At 58.1% G+C, this 22,713-nt stretch carries 19 protein-coding genes; 6 read left to right on the top strand and 13 right to left on the bottom strand.

The window, feature by feature from the left end; all coding sequences use genetic code 11:
- Window positions 1-121: 121 nt before the first annotated feature.
- Both CWR52_RS06545 and CWR52_RS06540 read left to right on the top strand, forming a co-directional pair.
- Window positions 122-595 (top strand): cold-shock protein, encoded by a 474-nt coding sequence (locus CWR52_RS06545; RefSeq protein WP_008499407.1) that lies wholly within the window; start codon window positions 122-124, stop codon window positions 593-595.
- 108 nt (window positions 596-703) lie between these two features.
- Window positions 704-1,402, top strand: coding sequence for a GNAT family N-acetyltransferase (locus CWR52_RS06540; protein ID WP_045909642.1), 699 nt, complete (start codon window positions 704-706; stop codon window positions 1,400-1,402).
- Between the two features lie 33 nt (window positions 1,403-1,435).
- On the opposite strand, the gene CWR52_RS06535 is transcribed toward CWR52_RS06540, so the two are convergent.
- From CWR52_RS06535 to betI, 8 genes are all read right to left on the bottom strand, one after another.
- Window positions 1,436-3,130: a thiamine pyrophosphate-binding protein gene (locus CWR52_RS06535; protein ID WP_104949181.1), complete on the bottom strand. Its 1,695-nt coding sequence runs from the start codon at window positions 3,128-3,130 to the stop codon at window positions 1,436-1,438.
- A 33-nt stretch (window positions 3,131-3,163) separates the two neighbouring features.
- A complete protein-coding gene (locus CWR52_RS06530) occupies window positions 3,164-3,904 on the bottom strand; it encodes an SDR family oxidoreductase (protein ID WP_104949180.1) in 741 nt (246 codons plus the stop codon).
- Between the two features lie 273 nt (window positions 3,905-4,177).
- Window positions 4,178-4,825, bottom strand: a complete 648-nt coding sequence (locus CWR52_RS06525) for an anti-sigma factor (protein ID WP_104949179.1) — start codon at window positions 4,823-4,825, stop codon at window positions 4,178-4,180.
- Complete coding sequence (locus CWR52_RS06520) at window positions 4,822-5,376, bottom strand: RNA polymerase sigma factor (RefSeq protein WP_032649640.1); 555 nt, start codon at window positions 5,374-5,376, stop codon at window positions 4,822-4,824. The genes CWR52_RS06525 and CWR52_RS06520 overlap by 4 nt, the downstream gene beginning before the upstream one ends.
- A 43-nt stretch (window positions 5,377-5,419) precedes the next feature.
- Window positions 5,420-5,983, bottom strand: coding sequence for a fasciclin domain-containing protein (locus CWR52_RS06515; RefSeq protein ID WP_104949178.1), 564 nt, complete (start codon window positions 5,981-5,983; stop codon window positions 5,420-5,422).
- 587 nt (window positions 5,984-6,570) lie between these two features.
- Complete coding sequence (gene betA, locus CWR52_RS06510; protein WP_104949177.1) at window positions 6,571-8,235, bottom strand: choline dehydrogenase; 1,665 nt, start codon at window positions 8,233-8,235, stop codon at window positions 6,571-6,573.
- A 13-nt stretch (window positions 8,236-8,248) separates the two neighbouring features.
- On the bottom strand, window positions 8,249-9,721 hold the full coding sequence (gene betB / locus CWR52_RS06505) for a betaine-aldehyde dehydrogenase (protein ID WP_104949176.1): 1,473 nt from the start codon (window positions 9,719-9,721) through the stop codon (window positions 8,249-8,251).
- A 13-nt stretch (window positions 9,722-9,734) separates the two neighbouring features.
- On the bottom strand, window positions 9,735-10,322 hold the full coding sequence (gene betI, locus CWR52_RS06500; protein WP_104949175.1) for a transcriptional regulator BetI: 588 nt from the start codon (window positions 10,320-10,322) through the stop codon (window positions 9,735-9,737).
- 128 nt (window positions 10,323-10,450) lie between these two features.
- Here betI and betT point away from each other — a divergent pair, with 128 nt between their 5' ends.
- Window positions 10,451-12,484 carry a choline BCCT transporter BetT gene (gene betT, locus CWR52_RS06495; protein WP_104949174.1) on the top strand — a complete coding sequence of 678 codons (2,034 nt, stop codon included), beginning with the start codon at window positions 10,451-10,453 and terminating at the stop codon, window positions 12,482-12,484.
- Window positions 12,485-12,641: 157 nt separating this feature from the next.
- On the opposite strand, the gene CWR52_RS06490 is transcribed toward betT, so the two are convergent.
- The 5 genes from CWR52_RS06490 to CWR52_RS06470 all read right to left on the bottom strand — a co-directional run bounded on the left by CWR52_RS06490 (window position 12,642) and on the right by CWR52_RS06470 (window position 17,223).
- Complete coding sequence (locus CWR52_RS06490; RefSeq protein ID WP_104949173.1) at window positions 12,642-13,151, bottom strand: Hcp family type VI secretion system effector; 510 nt, start codon at window positions 13,149-13,151, stop codon at window positions 12,642-12,644.
- Entirely contained in the window at window positions 13,151-13,507 is a 357-nt protein-coding gene (locus CWR52_RS06485; RefSeq protein ID WP_104949172.1) for a putative T6SS immunity periplasmic lipoprotein, read from the bottom strand. The genes CWR52_RS06490 and CWR52_RS06485 overlap by 1 nt, the downstream gene beginning before the upstream one ends.
- Complete coding sequence (locus CWR52_RS06480; protein WP_104949171.1) at window positions 13,504-14,064, bottom strand: type IV secretion protein Rhs; 561 nt, start codon at window positions 14,062-14,064, stop codon at window positions 13,504-13,506. The genes CWR52_RS06485 and CWR52_RS06480 overlap by 4 nt, the downstream gene beginning before the upstream one ends.
- 158 nt (window positions 14,065-14,222) lie before the next feature.
- Complete coding sequence (entD, locus tag CWR52_RS06475) at window positions 14,223-14,864, bottom strand: enterobactin synthase subunit EntD (RefSeq protein ID WP_104949170.1); 642 nt, start codon at window positions 14,862-14,864, stop codon at window positions 14,223-14,225.
- 109 nt (window positions 14,865-14,973) lie between these two features.
- On the bottom strand, window positions 14,974-17,223 hold the full coding sequence (locus tag CWR52_RS06470; protein WP_045909630.1) for a TonB-dependent siderophore receptor: 2,250 nt from the start codon (window positions 17,221-17,223) through the stop codon (window positions 14,974-14,976).
- Between the two features lie 144 nt (window positions 17,224-17,367).
- Here CWR52_RS06470 and fes point away from each other — a divergent pair, with 144 nt between their 5' ends.
- From fes to entF, 3 genes are read left to right on the top strand one after another with little or no spacing between them, the layout of a single operon-like run.
- A complete protein-coding gene (gene fes / locus CWR52_RS06465) occupies window positions 17,368-18,567 on the top strand; it encodes an enterochelin esterase (RefSeq protein ID WP_104949169.1) in 1,200 nt (399 codons plus the stop codon).
- A gap of 10 nt (window positions 18,568-18,577) precedes the next feature.
- Complete coding sequence (locus CWR52_RS06460) at window positions 18,578-18,790, top strand: MbtH family protein (protein ID WP_048026930.1); 213 nt, start codon at window positions 18,578-18,580, stop codon at window positions 18,788-18,790.
- Entirely contained in the window at window positions 18,787-22,644 is a 3,858-nt protein-coding gene (gene entF / locus CWR52_RS06455) for an enterobactin non-ribosomal peptide synthetase EntF (RefSeq protein ID WP_104949168.1), read from the top strand. Before CWR52_RS06460 ends, entF begins: the two co-directional genes overlap by 4 nt.
- The last annotated feature ends 69 nt before the right edge of the window (window positions 22,645-22,713 follow it).

The raw sequence follows: 22,713 nt of genomic DNA, 5'->3' as shown, positions 1-22,713 counted from the left end.
GCTCTGACATGAGTTTTCCCCTGCCCCTGTGCAGGGGCTTTTTTTTGTCTCCTCCGTCATTGTGCATTACACTGCGCGCTGCAAAACTTTAGTCATTACGATCTGACAGGCGGTAACAGCGATGAACGGTACAATCACAACGTGGTTTAAAGATAAAGGCTTTGGATTTATCAAAGATGAAAACGGCGACAACCGCTATTTTCATGTGATTAAGGTCGCGAACCCCGATCTGATTAAGAAAGATGCCGCGGTGACCTTTGAGCCGACCACCAACAACAAAGGCCTTTCCGCCTATGCGGTGAAGGTGATCCCGGAAAGCAAACATCTCTATATCGCAGGCGAGCGCGTAAAGCTCACCTCGATCAAATCCTTCGTGGTGTTCAGCGAAGAAGAGCCCGTTGATACCAAAATCGACAAAGAGAACGCCGTGCTGTCGGTGGGCCTGCTGATGAACAGCATCAAACCAAAATCCGATAAAAAGCCGGGCGAAATGCGCACGGTGAAGAAGCTGGCGATCACCACCTTCCAGAACACGACGCTGATCTTCACCGAAGATGAGATCGACATTGATGCCACGGTGAAGCTGCTGAAGTAATCTTTTTGCCGGGTGGCGGCGATGCCTTACCCGGCTTAAACATCCTCTCTTTTCGCCCGCTTTTTAACCTGCTATAACAAACTCCTTACCTTTCAGGGAGTCACCGCCGTGCCCGAAATCAATCAACATGGTCAAACCGTTAACGATATCGTTCCCGACTGGAAAGGCGCGCGCGCGTTAACCCGCACGCCGCTGTTCGGCCAGTATTGTCGCCTGGAGCCGCTGGACGCCGATCGCCACGCGGCCGATCTCTATGAGGCCTACGCGCTGGGCGACGACAGCGACTGGACGTGGCTTGCCAGCACGCAGCCCACGAGCGTGGAAGCCACCGCGCACTGGATCATGGCGAAGGTCATGGACGATGAGCTGGTGCCGTTTGCCGTCATTGACTTACGCACCGAACGTGCGGTGGGGCTGGTGAGCTATATGGCCAACGAGCGACTGCTGGGGTCGGTGGAGATCGGGCACGTCACCTGGTCGCGCAAAATGAAAGGATCCCGCATCGGTACTGAAACGGTGTGGCTGCTGCTGAAAAATGCGTTTGAGCACGGCTACCGGCGCCTCGAGTGGAAGTGTGATTCGATGAACGTTGCCTCACGCAGGGCGGCGGAGCGGCTGGGGTTTGTCTGGGAAGGGCGCCTGCGCCAGAAGCTGGTGCGTAAAGGGCGCAACCGCGACAGCGATATGCTTTCTATTATTGACGGCGAATGGCCGCAAAGAGACGCGGAGCTGCGTGCCTGGCTGGCGGCGGAGAATTTTGACGACGATGGGCGTCAGATAAAGCGGCTTGAGGCGTTTCGGTTATAAGTTTTTTATGTAGGGTACAGCGTAAACGCGCGGCTAATCCGCGGAAATCGCAATTTCAATCAGGTTGGTTTTTCCTGACTGTAGCCCGCGCGCTACCGCTTCGGCGATATCTGCAGCCTCGGTCACCCGGCAGCAGTGGACGCCCATGGCGGTGGCCAGCGACTGAAAATCGATATGCGGGTTCACCAGGTCCATCCCGATAAAACGCCCCAGCCGCGTTGAGCTGTAGTCAGCCTGGCTCTTCATAAAGTTTTTCAGGATGTTGTACTCCCTGTTGTTCATAACGATAAAGGTGACCGGCAGATTTTCGTGTGCCGCCGTCCAGAGCGCCTGCGGCGAGTAAAGGGAGGCTCCGTCACCTATCAGGCAGACCACCGGCTCCCGTCCGCGCCCCAGCGAATGACCCACTGAGGCAGGCATCCCCCAGCCCAGTCCGCCACCGCGCATAAAGTAATAGCGCTGGTGCTGCTGGTCAGAGATGAACCGGCGGACATGCCTGGCGGTCGCTATCGCCTCATCAACGATGGTGGTGCCCGCCGGAATGGATCGGATGACTTCCCAGGCTGCGACCATCGGGGAGATCGCCGGGCGTAGCCGCTCGGCGGCCAGACGTTCCTCCTGCTGCTGCCACTCCTTCTCCCGTTCGTCGCGGGCCGCAACCAGCAGCCGCTGGTGGACCAGCGTGCTGGCGATCAGGCGCTGCTCAAGCTTTGGCAACAGTTCGTGCAGGGAGAGCTTGATATCCCCCATCACCGAGAGGCGGGTGGCATAGGTGCGGCCAAGTTCGTGCATATCCGCCGAGAGCTGATACACCGCGCAGGTCGCCGGAATGGCCTCCCCCTCGCTGTACAAAATGGTGATCAGGCTTCTGCCGCCGATGATGAACACAGCATCGTAGGCATTGATGATGCTGGCGATTTCGCTGGCGGTGGTGGGCATATTGCCCCGCCAGAGCGCGTGCTGAGTGGGAAAAGGCAAATTCAGCGGCCAGGAGGAGCCGTAGACGTGGGCGCTGAGCGCTTCCGCCAACTGGACAATCTCCTGCGTCGAGCCGCTGGAGTGCACCTCATCGCCCGCCACAATCATGATCCTGCCGGGCGTAACCTGGCTCAGTTCCTCGGCCAGCTCGTCCAGCGAGCCCGCCACGGTGTGGTAGTTCACTTTAGAGGCCGTTTGTATCCCGGCGTCGCTGAGCTCTTCCATCACGTTCATTGGCAGAGAGAGCAGCACCGGACCGGCCGGAGGGTAGCTGGCAGCGTGAAACGCGCGGCGCACCAGCACCGGGAGCTGGTCGGCGCTGGTGACCTCCTGCGCCCATTTCATGACCGGGGAGCCAATGGAAACAATATCATCATACAGCAGCGGATCGCGGACGTAGTGCCGCGTATCCTGCTGTCCAACGGTGACCACCAGCGGGGTTTTCATGATCCGCGAATTAATGAGGTTCCCCATGCCGTGCCCCAGACCGCTGGCGGTATGCAAATTGATAAAGCCCGTTTTGCCGGAAGCTTTCGCATAGCCGTCAGCAATCGCCACCACGGTGCTCTCCTGAAGCGCCAGAATATAGTGAATATTTTCATGGCGAAGCAGGGCATCAATGAGTGGAAGCTCGGTGGTTCCGGGGTTGCCAAAAATATATTCCACGCCTTCACTCTCCAGCACTTCAAGGAGAATATCGGCACCCGTTCGCATATTGAGATCTGATAAGGACGTTAATGATTTAATCATAATGACACCTCATTCAGCATTATTTAACGCCGGCTAAAATTCTTCCTGCGTTGGACGAACAACAATTTCATTAATATCAACGTCGCCAGGCTGTTCTATGGCAAATAAAACCGCGCGGGCAATCGCGTCAGCCGGAATAGCCTGCTTATAAAACTCATGGAGAAATTTTTTGCTCTCTTCGTCAGAACTGCCGAATTGCAGTTCGCTTTCGACGGCGCCGGGCGAAATAAGCGTCGTGCGGAGGGTTTTACCCGCCTCCTGACGTAAGCCTTCACTCAGTGCACGGACGGCGAATTTCGTGGCGCTGTACACCACGCCGCCAGGTGCCAGCACCTTGATGCCCGCGACGGAGGCAACGTTAATAAAATGCCCGCTGCCCTGACGCTGGAACACCGGAAAAGCGGCAGCGATACCGTACAGTACCCCTTTCAGATTGGTATCAATCATCTTGTCCCATTCGTCGGTTTTCAGCTCGCTGAGGGGGGCGATAGCCATAAAGCCCGCGTTGTTGATCACCACATCCACGCGCTGGTAGGCGGCAACGGCAGCGTCAATGGCGCGCTGAACCTCTTCCTGACGGGTGACATCGGCCTTGACGGCGATAGCCTTGCCGCCTTGCTGAATAATCTGATCCACCAGGGCATTAATTCTGTCCAGACGGCGCGCCACCAGCACCAGCGAAAACGCGTTATTCGCTAAATGGAGGGCAATCGCCTGACCAATACCGCTGCTGGCACCAGTAATGACAACAACCTTGTTTGCACTATTATTCATGAGCTTATCTCGCTATTGAGTGATGCAAAAAATAAAAGGCAGAGAAGCGTTAATGAATAATGACAAATTCATTAACGCAGTTTTGGATATATTGTGTATCGGGAATAAAATGATCTTCGTTTAAAACTTAATGGAGTATGGAAGAGTCTGTCAATGTCGTTTTTTAATAATTAAATTAATTACAGTCCTAATATTTAATTCTTATAGGTAACCGAGAATAGTATATAAATGAAATGGGGTCACGATAGCGGCCCTGCGAACAGGGCCTGAGGATTACAATTTGCCACTGTAAAGCACCGGGCCAGTGGGAAGTCCAGTGGGCGATCCGCCCTCTGGTTCAAGGCTTATGGCTATCGTGGCGTCAGGAGGGAGCGTTGTGTTCCTGAGGGTGACGCGTGTGGGGATGTCGTTATGCAGCAGCCCCATGGATACCGGCGCCTGCCCGCCTGGGATCAGCCAAAGCTGCAGGCTGTGTTGCGCCGCGACAGCCGTTGGTCGAAGAGGGGCAATGCTCAGGTGCTGACGGCTGGCGTCCGCGCTGACGACCCACTGTCCGTGCTGTTGGGTATCGTTGAGTACCATCAGCGGAGCGAGTTCCGGGGTACGGATGGCATACCAGGCAACGACCGACAGGACGGCGAGGGAGGCCGCAGCCATCCAGCCGACATAAGGCCGACTTTTGCGTAAAGGCTTTTTGGGCGGCAGATCGAGGGCGATTCTCTTCCACACCGTCTCGGGTGGAGGGACGGGCACAAGATGACTATCCAGCGTGCTGAACATTTCCTGCCAGTACGCCACGCGGGCGGCCAGAGCGGGTTCATGGAGGACCCTTTTCTGGAACTGAAGCCGTGCTCCTCCCCGCAGCGTGCCGAGGGCAAACTCTGCTGCTAGCATGTCGTCGCGTTTTTCTGCGTCATTCATAGCCCGACACACTCCCGAAGATGGTCCATTGCCCGACGTATCCAGCTTTTCACCGAGCCCAGAGGCTGCTGGAGCCAGTCGGCAATGTCGCTGTGAGACATTCCCTGATAGTAGGCGAGCGTAATGCTCTGGCGCTGTTCGCTGCTCAAATGTTCGAGACACTGTCTGAGCCGCTCTGCCTGCACATCGTCGTGCCAGTTATTCTGCTCATCGTTCTCGCAAGGCAGAATCGCGTCGTTATACGCCGTCTCGCGGTCGGCAGCGCGGGTTTGTCCGCTGCGCAGCCAGTCAATACAGCGGTTGCGCACAATGTGCGTAAGCCAGGTCATCGGGGAGCTCAGTGCAGCGTTGTAGGTTTCGGCTTTACTCCAGACGGTGATAAAACAGTCGTGAAGGATCTCTTCTGCCCACGCGCGGTCACGCAGCATGCGCAGCGCGACGGCAAACAGGTGTGGCGACGTGAGTCGATAAAGTTGTTCAAATGCACGGCGATCGCCGTTTGCGACCGCCTGCATTAATTTCAGTTGCTGTTCAGCCAGCGCGTTATCCATGTTTTTCCCGGAAGGCAACGTCACACTTCCGAAGTATAGACAACTACTTAGGCATCAGGACGGTATCAATCACATCGATCACGCCGTTTTTTTGATGAACATCATAGGTGCTAATGTTCGCCACATTGCCTTTACCGTCCTTAAGCTGAATATTGTGCGGGCCGTTGCTCATGATCCACAGCGGCTGACCGTTAACGGTCTTCAGCTCCGCGTGGCCGCCGCCCTGTTTAATTTTCTGCTCCAGCGCTTTCATATCGTAATTACCAGCGACCACGTGATAGGTCAGAATGCTGGTGAGCGTGGCTTTGTTTTCGGGTTTGACCAGGTTCTCGACCGTGCCGGCAGGCAATTTCGCAAACGCCGCATTGGTCGGGGCAAACACGGTGAATGGCCCTTTGCTCTGGAGCGTATCCACCAGCCCGGCCGCTTTGACGGCGGCCACCAGCGTGGTGTGATCTTTCGAGTTCACGGCGTTTTCAACAATATTTTTGCTCGGGAACATCGCCGCTCCGCCCACCATCACGGTGTCTGACGTCATGGCGGCTGATGCGCCTGCACAGAAGAGTAAAGCGCTGGTTACGAATGCAACACGGGTTAGCTTTTTCATCATCTTTCCTCGGATTGGGGAGCAAAGGGGTTGCTCACAGACTGATATACGAGGGGCGGGGGGAAACTGGATGCAGGTAAATAAAAAAATTTTGGGTGGGGAGATAAACGCCCTCTCCCTTATGGGGTAAGGGATCTCCATTCATTTTTTAACCAGAAGCGATAAATGTGATTCAGGAAAATGAATAACTTACAGCGATGCCCTGGTCCGGCTGTAAATCGCCGAAGCGTTTCCGTAAGGCCGGGGCGAGGCGCAGGGATGCGCCGAGAGGGCGTGGCCTGCAGGGATGCAGGCTCATGCCCGACCCGATAGCCTGAAGGAATAAGCTGAGGGTACCGCGAAGCGGCGATTTACCGCCGGGAGCCCGGGTCGCCAGGGCGGCGGCGATTGAGCCGCCCTGGCACGTTCACTGGTCATGTCGTTACAGAGTAGCAAGGAACATAATGTGAACGGAATGACCACCACAGCCGTATGTTCCCCCTCACCCCAGCCCTCTCCCTCAAGGGAGAGGGGGCCGTCCGTGCAGGCATTATTTTGTTGGAAACCCTCTCCCGTATGGAAGAGGGCCTGGGTGAGGAGAAATATCCTCAGCGGCGAACCGGTGCCCCGTTCGCCACATAATACGCCGCCGTGCTCTTCGCCAGCGGCTCGCGTCCGCGGATGGCGTCGGCAATCTTTTCGCCGATCATAATGGTGGTGGCGTTCAGGTTGCCGGTGATGATCTGCGGCATAATGGACGCATCCACCACGCGCAGCCCTTCCAGCCCGTGAACGCGGCCTTCGCCGTCGACTACCGCCATCTCGTCATAGCCCATCTTGCAGGTGCCGCACGGGTGGAAGGCGGTTTCGGCGTGGTTGCGCACGAACTCGTCCAGCTGTTCGTCGGTCTGGCACTCGACGCCCGGGCTGATTTCACGGCCGCGATACTTGTCCAGCGCGGGCTGGTGCATGATCTCGCGGGTGATGCGGATCGCATCGCGAAACTCCTGCCAGTCCTGCTCGTGTGACATGTAGTTGAACAGGATCGCCGGATGCTGGTGCGGATCGCGGGACTTGATGCGCACGTGGCCGCGGCTCGGCGAGCGCATGGAGCCGACGTGGCACTGGAAGCCGTGCTCTTTTACCGCGTTCGAGCCGTTGTAGTTAATCGCCACCGGCAGGAAGTGGTACTGAATGTTCGGCCACTCAAACTCCTCGCGGCTGCGGATAAACCCGCCCGCTTCGAAGTGGTTGCTCGCACCCACGCCGGTGCCGCCAAACAGCCACTCGGCGCCAATTTTCGGCTGGTTCCACCACTGCAGGGCAGGGTAGAGGGAGACCGGCTCTTTGCATTCGTACTGGAGGTACATCTCCAGGTGATCCTGCAGATTTTCGCCCACGCCGGGCAGGTCGTGCACCAGCGGAATATCAAACTGCTTCAGCAGGTCTGCGCTGCCTACGCCGGAGCGCTGGAGGATCTGCGGGGAGGCAATCGCCCCTGCGCACAGCAGCACCTCTTTGTTCGCCGTCGCTTTGGATGGAATGGTGCTTTCACCCTCCAGCCACTCGACGCCCACCGCGCGCTTGCCGTTAAAAATAATGTGATCGGTCATGGCGTGGGTGCGGATGGTCAGGTTCGGACGCGGTTTCGCCTGGTCCAGATAGCCGCGCGCGGTACTGGCGCGTCGGCCCTGCGGCGTGACCGTGCGGTCCATCGGGCCGAAGCCTTCCTGCTGGTAGCCGTTGAGATCGTCGGTGCGCGGATAGCCCGCCTGCACGCCCGCTTCCACCATTGCCTCAAACAGCGGGTTCACACCCGGTTTCGAGGTGGTGACGCTCACCGGACCATCGCCGCCGTGATAGTCGTTCGGCCCCACGTCGCGCGTCTCTGCCTTGCGGTAGTAGGGCAGGCAGTTGAGGTAGCTCCAGTGCTCCAGGCCCGGCTCTTTTGCCCAGTGGTCGAGGTCCATCGCGTTACCGCGGATGTAGCACATGCCGTTGATCAGCGACGAGCCGCCCAGCCCTTTGCCGCGCCCGCACTCCATGCGGCGGTTGTTCATGAAGGGCTCTGGCTCGGTTTCGTACGCCCAGTTGTAGCGCTTGCCCTGCAGCGGGAACGCCAGCGCGGCGGGCATCTGGGTGCGGAAGTCAAATCGGTAATCCGGTCCGCCTGCTTCAAGCAGCAGGACGGTGGTGTTCGGATCTTCAGTCAGTCGTGTAGCCAGCACGTTGCCGGCAGAGCCGGCCCCGATAATGATGTAGTCAAATTGCAAATAAACCTCCCGGTTAAAATATGGACTGGAATTTACCCATCTCAACCTGGATGGACTTCACCTGGGTGTAGCTCTGCAGCGTCATCACGCCGTTCTCGCGGCCAATGCCGGAGTGCTTGTAGCCGCCGACCGGCATCTCTGCGGCGGATTCACCCCAGGTGTTGATCCAGCAGATGCCCGCTTCGAGTTGATGAATGACGCCGTGGGCGCGGTTCAGGTCGGCCGTGACGATGCCTGCCGCCAGCCCGTAGTCGGTGTCGTTGGCGCGGTGAATCGCTTTCTCAATGGACTCATAGGTCAGGATGGACATCACCGGGCCGAAGATCTCTTCGCGCACGATGGTCATCTCGTCGGTGCAGTCGGTGAACACGGTCGGGGCCACCCACGCGCCGTTATCGAAGCCTTCGCCCTTCAGCACGTCGCCGCCGCACAGCACGCGCGCGCCTTCCTCTTTGCCTTTGGCGATGTAGCGCATCACGCTGTCTCGGTGCGGGAAGCTGACCATCGGGCCAAAGTTGGTGCGTTCATCGAACAGATCGCCCGCGCGGATGCGGCCCACGCGCTCGACGATTTTCTGCTCAAACGCGGCTTTACATTTCGCGGGCACGAACACGCGGGTGCCGTTGGTGCATACCTGGCCGGAGCTGAAGAAGTTCGCCATCATGGCGATGTCCGCCGCGAGATCCAGATCCGCGTCGTCGAAAATAATCAGCGGCGATTTGCCGCCCAGCTCCATCGTCACCTCTTTCAGGGACGAGGCCGCCGAGTTGGCCATTACCTTCTTGCCGCTGGCGACGCCGCCGGTGAAGGAGACTTTGGCGATGCCCGGGTGCTCGGTCAGGTACTGGCCGGTCTCCGCGCCCACGCCCGGCAGGACGTTAAACACACCGTCCGGAACGCCCGCTTCGGTGTAGATCTCGGCAAGCTTCAGGGCGGTGAGTGGCGTCACTTCGCTCGGCTTGAAAATCATCGCGTTGCCCGCCGCCAGCGCCGGGGCCGATTTCCACAGGGCGATCTGGATCGGGTAGTTCCACGCGCCGATGCCCGCCACCACGCCCAGCGGCTCGCGGCGGGTGTAGACGAACGAGGTCTCGCGCAATGGGATCTGACTGCCTTCCAGCGCCGGGATCAGCCCCGCGTAGTACTCCAGCACGTCCGCACCGGTGACGATATCCACGGTTGAGGTTTCGGAATACGCTTTACCGGTGTCGAGGGTTTCCAGCTTTGCCAGAGCGTCGTTGCGCTCGCGCAGGATATCGACGGCGCGACGCAGGATGCGAGAGCGCTCCATGGCGGTCATCGCCGCCCAGACTTTTTGCCCGCGCGTTGCGCTTTCGACGGCGCGATCGACGTCTTCGCGCCCGGCGGCCTGTACGGTCGCCAGAACGTCACCGTTGGCCGGGTTGATGGTCTCGAAGGTGCGACCGCTGGTGGAGGATGTATAACCACCATTGATATAAAGCTGCTGTTCTGCCATTCGGGACATAAATTCTCCTCGGTTATTCGGTCGGTAAATGCTGGCTGATAAAGTGGCTGGTGAGCGATTGTGCCAGGGTCTTATCCAGCGGCTTGCCGCTTAGCGCGGCGCGCAGCCACAGCCCGTCGATCAGCGCCGCCAGGCCGTAGCCCGCCTCTTCGGCCTGATCGCGCGGCAGTTCGCGGCGGAACTCGTACACCAGGTTCGACAGCAGGCGGCGGCTGCTTACCTGCTGCAGGCGGTAGAGCATCGGCTGGTGCATGCTGCTCGCCCAGAAGGCCAGCCAGGCCTTCATTGCCGCGCCGCTGGTCTGGGTTTCATCAAAATTGCCGCCGACAATCGCCTGCAGGCGCTGCTCCGCGCTGGCGTCCGGCAGGGCGCGTAAGCGGCTCAATACCGCGTCGCGCAGCTGGCCGGTGATATCGCGCATGGTTGCTTCCAGCAGACCGTTTTTGTCTTTGAAATAGTGACTGATGATCCCCGTGGAAACGCCCGCCCGACGGGCGATCTGCGCGATCGTCGCGTCATGCATTCCCACTTCATTTATTGCTTCCAGCGTGGCGTCGATAAGCTGCCTGCGCCGGATCGGCTGCATCCCCACTTTGGGCATTTTTGCCACTCCATTCATCAGCGTTGGTTAACCATTAAAGCGGTTTTTGATTGGACGTTCAATATAAAATGTGTCTTAATTGTTGCGGATTTGGATTTTAATAGTTACAAAAACAGTGAGGATACTGGATGACAGACCTTTCACAGGACAGAGAAAAAGACAAAATCAACCCGGTCGTTTTTTATACGTCCGCCGGGCTGATTTTGTTGTTTTCCCTGACGACCATCTTCTTTCGTGATTTTTCTGCCGAGTGGATTGGACGCACCCTGAACTGGGTGTCGAAGACCTTCGGCTGGTATTATCTGCTGGCGGCGACGCTCTATATCGTCTTCGTGGTCTGTATTGCCTGCTCGCGCTTCGGTTCGGTGAAGCTCGGGCCCGAGCAGTCCAAGCCCGAGTTCAGCCTGCTGAGCTGGGCCGCAATGCTGTTTGCCGCGGGCATCGGCATCGACCTGATGTTCTTCTCCGTGGCGGAACCGGTCACGCAGTATATGCAGCCGCCAGAAGGGGCGGGGCAGACGATGGAGGCCGCGCGCCAGGCGATGGTCTGGACGCTGTTCCACTACGGACTGACGGGCTGGTCGATGTATGCCCTGATGGGTATGGCGCTCGGATACTTTAGCTATCGTTATAATTTACCCCTCACCATTCGCTCTGCGCTGTATCCGATTTTCGGTAAAAAGATTAACGGCCCGATTGGCCACAGCGTCGACATTGCGGCGGTGATCGGCACCATCTTCGGCATCGCGACAACGCTCGGGATCGGCGTGGTGCAGCTCAACTACGGGCTGAGCGTGCTGTTTGATATTCCGGACTCGATGGCGGCGAAAGCGGCGCTGATCGCGCTCTCCGTCATTATTGCCACCATTTCGGTGACATCGGGCGTCGATAAGGGCATCCGCGTGCTCTCCGAGCTGAACGTGGCGCTGGCGCTGGGCCTGATCCTGTTCGTGCTGTTTATGGGCGACACCTCGTTCCTGCTCAATGCCTTAGTGCTCAACGTGGGCGACTACGTGAACCGCTTTATGGGCATGACGCTGAACAGCTTCGCCTTCGACCGCCCGGTGGAGTGGATGAACAACTGGACGCTGTTCTTCTGGGCGTGGTGGGTGGCGTGGTCGCCGTTTGTCGGCCTGTTCCTGGCGCGTATTTCGCGTGGCCGCACCATCCGCCAGTTTGTGATGGGCACGCTGATCATCCCGTTCACCTTTACCCTGCTGTGGCTGTCGGTGTTCGGCAACAGCGCGCTCCATGAGATCATCCACGGCAATGCGACCTTTGCCCAGGAAGCGATGGCGCACCCGGAGCGCGGCTTCTACAGCCTGCTGGCGCAGTACCCGGCGTTTACCTTTAGCGCCTCCGTGGCGACCATTACCGGCCTGCTGTTCTACGTCACCTCGGCGGATTCCGGCGCGCTGGTGCTGGGTAACTTCACCTCGAAGCTGAAAGACATCAACAGCGATGCGCCGAACTGGCTGCGTATCTTCTGGTCCGTCGCCATCGGCCTGCTGACGCTCGGCATGCTGATGACCAACGGCATCTCGGCGCTACAGAACACCACGGTGATCATGGGGCTGCCGTTCAGCTTCGTCATCTTCTTCGTGATGGCCGGGCTGTATAAATCGCTCAAGGTGGAAGATTACCGCCGCGTCAGCGCCAGCCGCGACACCGCCCCGCGTCCGATGGGGGCGCAGGACAGGCTGAGCTGGAAGAAACGCCTGTCGCGCCTGATGAACTACCCGGGCACGCGCTACACCAAACAGATGATGGAGACGGTCTGCTTCCCGGCGATGGAAGAGGTGGCGCAGGAGCTGAAGCTGCGCGGTGCCTACGTGGAGCTGAAAAACCTGCCGCCGGAAGAGGGCGAGACCCTGGGACACCTGAACCTGCTGGTGCACATGGGCGACGAGCAGAACTTTGTCTACCAGATCTGGCCGCAGCAGTATTCGGTACCCGGGTTCACCTATCGTGCGCGCAGCGGGAAGTCGACCTACTACCGGCTTGAGACCTTCCTGCTGGAAGGGAGTCAGGGGAATGATTTGATGGATTACAGCAAGGAGCAGGTGATTACGGACATTCTGGACCAGTATGAACGGCACCTGAACTTTATCCACCTGCACCGGGAAGCGCCGGGGAATAGCGTGATGTTCCCTGATGTTTGATCCTTGAAGTGAAGAATGTAAAAAGGCATCGCCGCTGCCTTCATGCCGGGTGGCGGCGATGCCTTACCCGGCCTACAAAACCGGTTTGCTGTAGGACTGATAAGCGAAGCGCCATCAGGCGTTAAATGTGCTTTGGGACTGAAGGGCAATATTTCCTTTATTTATATTCACCATTCTGTTTTTCTTTCTGCGCAGGTTTCATCCATGCATCATCATAAATAATATTGCCTTTAACATAGTTCCATTGAATGCCACGAAATCGCAGGCCTACTACTTCATGCATGTTAGGGGCAGAACTGCCTGGATAGTATACATGCGTAAAATCTAAAGATGAGATTACCACACTATCAAGCGTGAGGGTGTAGATCTCTCTTTCTGCTCCCGCTTCAATAATTTCATAATATTTAATAATGGCTTTTTGCAGGCGTCTTCCTTCGCAAGCGACAACGGCAAGGTAAGGACTTACCTTATCTAATTGCTTATGCAGCGTAACTGGGCAATGCTGTCGTGTTCCGGTCATATTGCCGGTATGACTATCGACGGCTTGTTTTACACCATAGCTGCTGTTCATGATTTCGATAGCACCTTCTCGACCTGGCATCATACATTCGCCCTGTACGAGCATTCCGTTCTCGTCGTAGAGAAATAGGTAAGCGGGTAGTGACATTATAATCCTCCCAGATTAGTTAGTTGCCCGTCGTTATCGATAAAAAACTCATGTTCATAATCTTCACCATTCAATCCATAGTTAATTACGTAGGTATATCCATATTTCCAATTGATATCTATGCAATTATCAGGGTAGTTAAGATTCAAATGTTCTCTTCCGGAGCCCGCCACGATAGTTATATCGCTACCTTCACTAGAGTAAATTGTATAGTAATTAAGTTTGTCTTTTTTATTTACGCTAAAACAAAGATAATCTCCATTGATGTACGTGGCTCTGGGATGGGGTGCACGTTTGCCTCCTGGACAGCCCGTCAGTAAAATGCATAAACTAAGCAAGGTAATTATTTTTTTCATCCAGGAAAACCTCTCAAAATCGCCTGGTATTTCTGAAGAAGGTAATAAATAGTCTCATTCCGGTTAAAATCACGATATTCAAACAAATGCTCATTGTTTGTTAATCCATGGAATTTCAATAACCAATAGTCACTTACTATTGATGCCTGTTGCTCTAAACCATAATGCAATAGATCTGCTTTATCTAAGCTGTATGAATAATCAGCAATGCCAGAAAATAATCCCCTGGTTCTGACAAACATTCCTTTTTGTGTCTGCCAGACGTGCATCATTTCATGCATGAATCGATGCTTTTTTCGGAGGCTTTTCTCTAACGAAAAATCTGGTGAATACGTTTCCTCTCTGTACCACATTTCACCATTGGGACTCATCGCTATATCCACAGGCTGGAGATTAAAAGGAAGATAACTTTCCCTGTGCACCCACACCAGATGATAATGGATACTGTAACCGTAAAGCGTCTTAGCGAGAGCTATCTCACCGATGGTGAGTTGTCGGATACCGCCTGGGTTAATCGGGGTTCCTGAGGTGGGAATAATGCTTTCATTTACCGGCATCATAAGTCCATTTAAATTTTGTGGTTATTGGGGTTTTATCCTACTCCTGCAGAAATGGAAAAGAAGATTGATATATTCCTAAAAAGTGTTTTTTTGCATTGCGAGAAATAAAAGAAGTGAAAGAGTGGTGAACAAAGATTTTCGAAGCCTGACGCGCGTTAAAGCAAAGTGATGACTTGATTACCATCAAGTAACCAGTGAACTGTAAATAGCGTGTTTTCCTTAAACTCCGCCTGTGGTCGGGTTAGGGCCAGCGTAAGTGTTCTTTCATCGAGTGTCATAATACGAGCGCAGTCAAAACCCATGTAAGTCCTCACCTGCGGAAAGAGCGCCTTAAACAAACTCTCTTTTGCGCTAAAAGCGAGCGTCAGCGCCAGCGCAAAAGGGTAGCCCGAGTGCGTCAGGCATATCGCTTCCTGCGCATCAACGATGCCGTCCTGGATTTCGCGGGCTTCCCGGTCTGGAAGAATGGCTTCGCAATCAATACCCACAAGCGCATCTGGATGACGGACGGCAACCGCCATCGCCTGCGTGCCGCTGTGGGTGATGCTCCCTGAAACGCCTTCCGGCCAGAGCGGCTCACCGCTGGGGCCGATGCCGGGCACGGTGTAGTCAGGTAAGGCATGCGCGGCGGCGATGCGGCCTGCCAGATGCTCGGCTTTGCGTTTGCGCCCGGCGTTTGGAAGCTCGGCGTGGTGGGGGAGCCAGAGGAGATCGGCGTCGGTGAAGGTGGTTGAGTCGAAGGTGACGTGGTGAACGGTGTGGCCGGCGAGAATGAACGTGCTGTGGGTTGTGTGCATGGTTTTTTCCTTCAGAATTCTGCGGCCTGATGCCCTCACCCCGGCCCTCTCCCACGGGAGAGGGAGCAAACACTAAAAACGGCAACAGGGTTGCCGTTTTGCTTTCACCTTAGAATCGCGTATTCACGCTCATATACCACGTGCGGCCTGGCTCATTATAGGTATAAGCCCCCGCGCCGTACATATACGCACCGGTGGTGGCGTTACCGGTTGTCTGGGCATTACCCGCGCGCCACTGGCGTTTGTCGAAGACGTTATCCACGCCGCCGGTCAGGCTGACGTTTTTGGTCATGTCCCAGGTCGCACTCAGGCCAACGATGCTGTACGGACTGACTTCGTCTTTTTCAGACCCGGTCACCGGCTGACCTTTGTAGTTGTACTTCTTCGGCTGCTGCTTGCCGTACCAGGTAAAGGTCGACTGGAGCGACACGTCCTGATGCACCTGCCAGCTCAGGGTTGAGTTCAGCGTGTACTCCGGAATGATCGACAGACGGTCGCCGGTCTCCTTGTTCTTGCTCTGCAGCATGTAGGTGATGTTGTTGGTCCAGTTAATCGTGTCGCTGACCGGCACGTTCAGGGAGCCTTCCAGGCCTTCCACCACCGCTTTCGGCACGTTTTCCCACTGGTAGATATCCGTCTGCACTTTACCGGAAGAGGTGTGACCAATCGGCGCGTAGCCCGCTTCAATCTTGTCGCGGTAGTCGTTGCGGAACCAGGTGACGCCCGCCAGCCAGCCGTCGTGTTTCCACTCCAGACCAATCTCTTTGTTGATGCTGGTTTCGGCCTTCAGGTCGTCGTTACCCATCATGTAGCAGCCCACGCCGTCGGAGCTTGCGTAGCAGCCCTGGCCTTTGCTGTAGAGCAGGTAGTTCGGGTTGGTCTGGTACAGGCTCGGCGCTTTGTATGCGCGGGCGATGCCCATCTTCAGCGTGAAGTCATCCCCCAGACCCTGCGACAGGTTAAGTGACGGGCTCCAGTTGTTGCCGACGATGGTGTGATGGTCGAAGCGCAGGGCAGGGGTCAGCATGGTGCTGTCGGTCAGCTCCATGTTGTTTTCGGCGAACAGAGAGAAAATCTCTGCCGACGTGTACGGGCTGCGGTCATTGCTCATGCCCGGAATGGTGCCGCCCTGCTGGGTTTGGGTGAAGGAGGTCGAGTCCTTCATGCGCTGCTGGTTCCACTCGGTGCCGAGCGTCAGGTTCTGGTTAACGAGGAAATCAATTGGCAGGTTGATTTCACTGTGCAGCATCACGTCGGCCAGATCGGTGTCGGTGAATTTATTACTGTTGAACAGGCCTTCCAGACCGCCCGCCAGCCCTTCGCCCAGACGGGAGTTTCGGGTGTGCTCGTACTGCGCCCAGTTGCTGGTGGTAATGCCGTTATCCCAGCCGCCGTTCCAGGTCACCGCGAAGTTCTGGCGATAGATACGGTTGGTCTCTTTGCCGTAATTCTTTTTCACCAGGCCGCTGGAGCTGTTGTCGTTGTTGGTGTTCTGGGTATCACCGGCGTAGAGGTTATTCTGACGGCTGTAGCCCGCCTCAAATTCCAGAGACTGCATCGGCGCAAAGTCCCAGCGCACCACGCCGTTGATGTCTTTATTCTCTACCCCTTCACGGCCCGCGGGCAGCGTGTCGGCGTAGGCACCGGTACGGTCAGACTGGTGACCCTGGTTGATGTCCCACGCGTCGGCCTGGGTTTTGTCCAGATTACCGAACATGCGGAAGCTGAAGTCGCCGCCCAGCGGGCCGCTCAGGCTGAAGTTGGTGCGTTTGGTGGAACCTTCATCCTTGTGCTCAGGCGCATTCAGGTAGGTGTTCCAGGAGCCGTGCCACTGGTCGTCGAATTTTTTGGTGATGATGTTCACCACGCCGCCTGCCGCGCCGTTGCCATAGCGCGCGGCGGCAGGGCCGCGGATCACTTCGATGCGCTCGATCATCTCCGGTGGCACCCAGCCGGTATCGCCGCGGGTATCTCGTTCGCCGCGCCAGCCCAGACGGATGGAGTTACGGCTGGTCACCGGCTTGCCGTCGATCAGGATCAGGGTGTTTTCTGGCCCCATGCCGCGGATATCAATCTGACGGTTATTCCCGCGCTGGCCGCTGGTGGAGTTTCCGGTCAGGTTAACGCCCGGCATGGTACGAATGATTTCCGCCACGTCGCGCGCGGGCGGGTTTTTACGGATCTCATCGGCGGTGATGGTCGATACCCCCGGCGCCTGCAGATTCTGCTCGGCGGCGGTGATCACCATCGTGTCTTCGTGCTGCGCAGAGGCGGTGTTGTCGTCTGCCAGAGCGGGCAGCGCGACGCCGTAAATCCCTAAATTGACCAGCAAGGCCAGAGAGTGAATCTTCTTATTCATTGTACGTCCTGCTTTTGTGGTTGTTTTATGAGCGCTTCCCACAGCGCGGGCACTACGCTATTGCAAATGCAAATAGTTATCAATAATATTATCAATAAAATTTGCTCTGAAACAAAAAAGACTGTTAAACATGAGGTTATAAGGGTGACGGCGTTAACAACGGGAAGTGAAGCGTGGTGGCAGTCGAAAAACGGGCCTGAATGGAAGCCGGAAAAGGGAAACTATCGCGTCACGTTCTGGTGGCGTGACCCGGCAGGAACGCAAACAACGTCACGGATCAAACGCGTCTGGCTCTACGTCACCGGCGTGACCGATCACCACCAAAATGCCCGCCCGCAGTCTCTCGAACGCATTCCCGATACCGACGTCTGGCAGTGGCAGGGCGAGTTCAGCCCCGAGTGGCGCGGAAGCTACTGTTTTATCCCTTCCGTGAATGAAAACGATTTTGCCAGCGTCGTGTTTGAAGGCGAGCAGCCGGAGCGCATGGCGCTGCGCGAAGGGTGGCGCAAGCTGCTGCCGCACGCGGTTTCCGACCCGCTGAATCCGCAAAGCTGGCGCGGCGGGCGCGGCCATGCCGTCTCCGCGCTGGAGATGCCGGGCGCGCCGGTTCAGCCGGGCTGGGATCGTCCCGATACGCCGTATCAACAGCCGGTCTGCATTGAGTGGAACAGCGAGCGTCTCAACAACCGTCGCCGCGTATGGATTTTTACCACCGGGGATGACGGCCCCGAGCGCCCGCTGGCGGTGCTGCTCGACGGACAGTTTTGGGCCGAAAGCATGCCGGTCTGGCCTGCGCTGGCGTCGCTCACCGCCGGGGGCAAATTACCGCCTGCGGTCTACGTATTAATCGATGTTATCGATATGGCGCATCGCAACCGCGAGCTGCCGTGCAATTCCGATTTCTGGCTGGCGGTGCAGGAAGAACTTCTCCCCCTGGTTAAAAACCGCGTGCCGTTTAGCGACCGTGCCGACCGTACGGTAGTGGCAGGCCAGAGCTTTGGCGGTCTCGCGTCGCTTTATGCTGGCCTCCACTGGCCGCAGCGTTTTGGCTGCGTGCTTAGCCAGTCCGGCTCCTGGTGGTGGCCACACCGCGGCGGACAGCAGGACGGGCTGTTAATCGAACAACTTAAAGCCGGTGAAATATCTCCTCGCGGGCTACGCATCATCCTTGAAGCCGGGCGCAACGAGCCGCTCATCTTCCGCGCGAATCAGGCGATTTACGCCGAACTGCACATACATCAACCGGTTATCTGGCGTCAGGTTGACGGCGGACACGATGCGCTTTGCTGGCGCGGTGGGCTGACGCAGGGGCTGATGACCCTTTGGCAGCCGCTTATTCACTAACGGAGTCTGTATGGAATTCAGCAATCCTTTCGATAATCCGCAGGGACAGTTCGCCATTTTGCAAAACGACCAGGGGCAGTACAGCCTGTGGCCGCAGCAGTGCGAACTGCCAGCAGGGTGGCGCGTGGTGTGTGAAGCACAGTCGCAGGAGGCGTGCCAGCAGTGGCTTGCCGGGCACTGGCAAACGCTTGAGCCGTCTTACTTTGTGGGGGAGAACGCATGAACCGCCTTCCTCTCGTCGCCGCCCAGCCGGGGATCTGGATGGCGGAACAGCTGTCCACGCTGCCAAACGCCTGGAGCGTGGCGCACTACACCGAGCTGAAAGGCGACATCGACGCGCCGCTGCTGTCAAAAGCGATTGCTGAAGGCATGATGCAGGCCGATACCGTGCGCATGCGCTTTGTGGAAGACAACGGTGAGGTGTGGCAGTGGGTGGATGACACCTTCATTTTGCCGGAACCGTCCGTTGTTCGCGTTGATTCCCACGCCGCCGCCGTGGCGCTGATGGAATCCGATCTTAACCAGAACCTGCGCGTCGACAGCGGTCAGCCGCTGGCGTTTCATCAGCTGATTCGGGTCGGTGAAAACCACTGGTACTGGTATCAGCGCTATCACCATCTGGTGGTGGATGGCTTCAGCTTCCCGGCCATAACTCGCCAGATCGCCGCGATTTATGCCGCGTGGAAAAAGGGCGAACCCACGCCGGAATCCCCGTTTACGCCATTTGCAGAGGTGGTGGACGAGTATCAGCGCTATCGCGACAGCGAGGCATACGCGCGCGACGGCGCGTTCTGGGCCGAGCAGCGCAAACAGCTGCCTTCTCCGGTCTCGCTCTCCTCCGCGCCGCTGCCGGGCCGCGCCGCCACGACCGACATTCTTCGCCTGAAAATTGCAATGGACGCTCGCGCTTTTAGCCAGCTGGCGCAGGCAGCCGGGCAGGCGCAGCGCACCGATTTGGCGCTTGCGCTGGTGGCGCTGTGGCTGGGGCGCCTCACCGGACGGCTGGACTACGCCGCCGGGTTTATCTTTATGCGAAGGATGGGGTCCGCAGCCCTGACCGCGACCGGGCCGGTGCTAAACGTCCTGCCGCTGGCGGTCAATATCGATCCGCAGGAGAGCCTGCCCTCGCTGGCGCTGCGCCTGGCGAACCAGCTGAAAAAAATGCGCCGCCACCAGCGCTACGACGCCGAGCAGATCGTGCGTGACAGCGGGAAAGCGGCGGGCGATGAAGCGCTGTTCGGCCCGGTGCTGAACGTGAAAGTGTTCGACTACCAGCTGGATATCGACGGCGTGGAGGCCATCACCCACACGCTGGCGACCGGCCCGGTGAACGATCTGGAACTGGCGCTGTTCCCGGACGAGCAGGGCGGGCTGAGCATGGAAATCCTCGCCAATAAGCAACGTTACGATGAGGCGACGCTGACGCGTCACGTGGCGCGCCTGAACGCGATGCTGGTGCAGTTTGCCGCCAATCCGGACCTGCGCTGCGGCGAAGTAGAAACCGTTTCAGAGCAGGAATATCAGCAGCTGGCCCGTATCAACGATACCGGGCTGGCGCTGCCGTCCACCACGCTGGCGGATCTGGTGGCAGAGCAGGCAAGCAAAACGCCGGACGCCCCCGCGCTGACGGATGCGCATATTGAACTCAGCTATCGCCAGATGCGCGAGCAGGTCGTCGCGCTGGCTCATCAGTTGCGCGCGCGCGGCGTGAAGCCGGGCGACAGCGTGGCGGTGGCCCTGCCGCGCTCGGTGTTCCTGACGTTAGCATTGCACGGCATTGTGGAGGCGGGCGCCGCGTGGCTGCCGCTCGACACCGGCTACCCGGACGACCGCCTGCGGATGATGCTTGAGGACGCGAAGCCGTCCCTGCTCATTACTACCGACGAACAGCTTCCGCGCTTTAGCGATCTGCCGATTACGACGTTTAGTTACAACACACTGTTACCGACCGCGGGTACTGAGCCGCTGCGGCTGGCAAAGCCGGAGCAGACGGCGTACATCATCTTTACCTCCGGTTCGACGGGCCGCCCGAAAGGGGTCATGGTCGGCCATACCGCCATCGTTAACCGCCTGAAGTGGATGCAGGACCATTATCCGCTGGGCGCGACGGACGTGGTGGCGCAGAAAACGCCGTGCAGCTTTGACGTGTCGGTGTGGGAGTTCTGGTGGCCGTTTATCGCCGGGGCGAAGCTGGTGATGGCCGAGCCGGACGCGCACCGCGATCCGCAAGCGATGCAGAGCTTCTTCGCGCAGTACGGCGTGACCACCACCCACTTCGTGCCGTCGATGCTGGCGGCCTTTGTCGCCTCGCTGACGCCGGAAAACTTCGACTGCTGCAAAACACTTAAGCAGGTGTTCTGCAGCGGCGAAGCGCTGCCGACGGCGCTGTGCCGCGAGTGGGAAGAGTTGACCCGCGTGCCGCTACACAATCTTTATGGCCCGACGGAGGCGGCGGTGGACGTCAGCTGGTATCCGGCGTATGGCCCCGAGCTGGCGGCAGTTGCAGGCAACAGCGTGCCGATCGGCTTCCCGGTGTGGAATACGGGGCTGCGCATTCTGGATGCGATGATGCGCCCGGTGCCGTTCGGCGTGGCGGGCGATCTCTACCTCACCGGCATCCAGCTGGCGCAGGGGTATCTGGGACGCCCCGATCTCACCGCCAGCCGCTTTATCGCCGACCCGTTTGCACCGGGCGAGCGAATGTACCGCACCGGAGACGTTGCCCGCTGGCTGGACAACGGCGCGGTGGAATATCTGGGCCGCAGCGACGACCAGCTAAAAATTCGCGGCCAGCGCATCGAGCTGGGTGAAATCGACCGGGCGATGCTCTCGCTGCCTGACGTGGCCCAGGCCGTGGCGCACGCCTGCGTCTTCAACCAGGCGGCGGCAACGGGCGGCGATGCCCGGCAGCTGGTGGGGTACGTGGTTTCTGAATCCGGCTTACCGCTGGATCGCGACGCGCTGCTGGAATCGCTCAAAGCCCAGCTGCCGCCGCATATGGTGCCGGTAGTGCTGCTGCAAATCAGCGCGCTGCCGTTAAGCGCGAACGGCAAGCTGGATCGCAAGGCGCTGCCGCTGCCGGAGCTGACCCGCAAAACCTCCGGGCGCGCGCCGGAGAGCGAAACCGAAATCTCCGTCGCGCAGGCGTTTTCCGCCCTGCTGGGCTGCGAGGTCAATGATATAGAAGCCGATTTCTTTGCCCTCGGTGGACACTCGCTGCTGGCAATGCGTCTGGCGGCGCAGCTTAGCCGCGCGTTCAACCGCAAGGTCACGCCGGGGCAGATTATGGTCGCCTCGACGGTGAGCAAGCTTGGCGCACTGCTGGACTCGCAAATGAGCGACGAGCAGGCGCAGCGACTGGGGTATGAAACCCTTCTTCCGCTGCGCGAAAGCGACGGCCCGACGCTGTTCTGTTTCCACCCGGCGTCCGGCTTTGCCTGGCAGTTTAGCGTCCTGGCGCGCTACCTCAGCCCGCGCTGGTCCATCGTCGGCATTCAGTCGCCGCGTCCGGACGGTCCAATGCAGCAGCGTGCGGATCTGGATGGGGTGATTGAGCATCACCTGGCTACGCTGCGTAAACAGCAGCCGCAGGGGCCGTATTATCTGTTCGGCTATTCCCTCGGCGGCACGCTGGCGCAGGGTATTGCCGCCCGTCTGCGTGAGCAGGGTGAAGCGGTAGCCTTCCTCGGCCTGCTGGACACCTGGCCGCCGGAAACCCAGAACTGGTCGGAGAAAGAGGCCAACGGCCTCGACCCCGAGGTGCTGGCGGAAATCGAGCGCGAGCGTCAGGCGTTTATCGCCGCCCAGCAGGGGCAGGGCTCCAGCGAGCTGTTTAACGCTATCGAGGGCAACTACGCCGACGCGGTGCGGCTGCTCACCACGGCGCACAGCGCGCGGTTTGACGGCAAAGCGACGCTGTTTGTCGCCGAGCGCACGCGAACGATGGATCCGCAGGTCGCGTGGGCGCCGTGGGTGAGTCAACTGGAGGTGTACAGCCAGGATTGCGCCCACGTGGATATCATTTCACCGCAGGCGTTTGAGAAGATTGGACCGGTGTTAAAGGGGATATTGGGATAACGGCAAAATGTAGTTGTCAGTGGAACGCTACTTACACCTGGATAGTTGATCAGCTATACGATGCGTTAA

This window comes from Enterobacter sp. SGAir0187 (assembly GCF_002952735.2).
In the GTDB taxonomy this organism is placed as follows: Bacteria; Pseudomonadota; Gammaproteobacteria; order Enterobacterales; family Enterobacteriaceae; genus Enterobacter; species Enterobacter quasiroggenkampii.
Note: the sequence above shows the minus strand (reverse complement) of the source record. Positions and strands in the feature narration are given on the sequence as shown.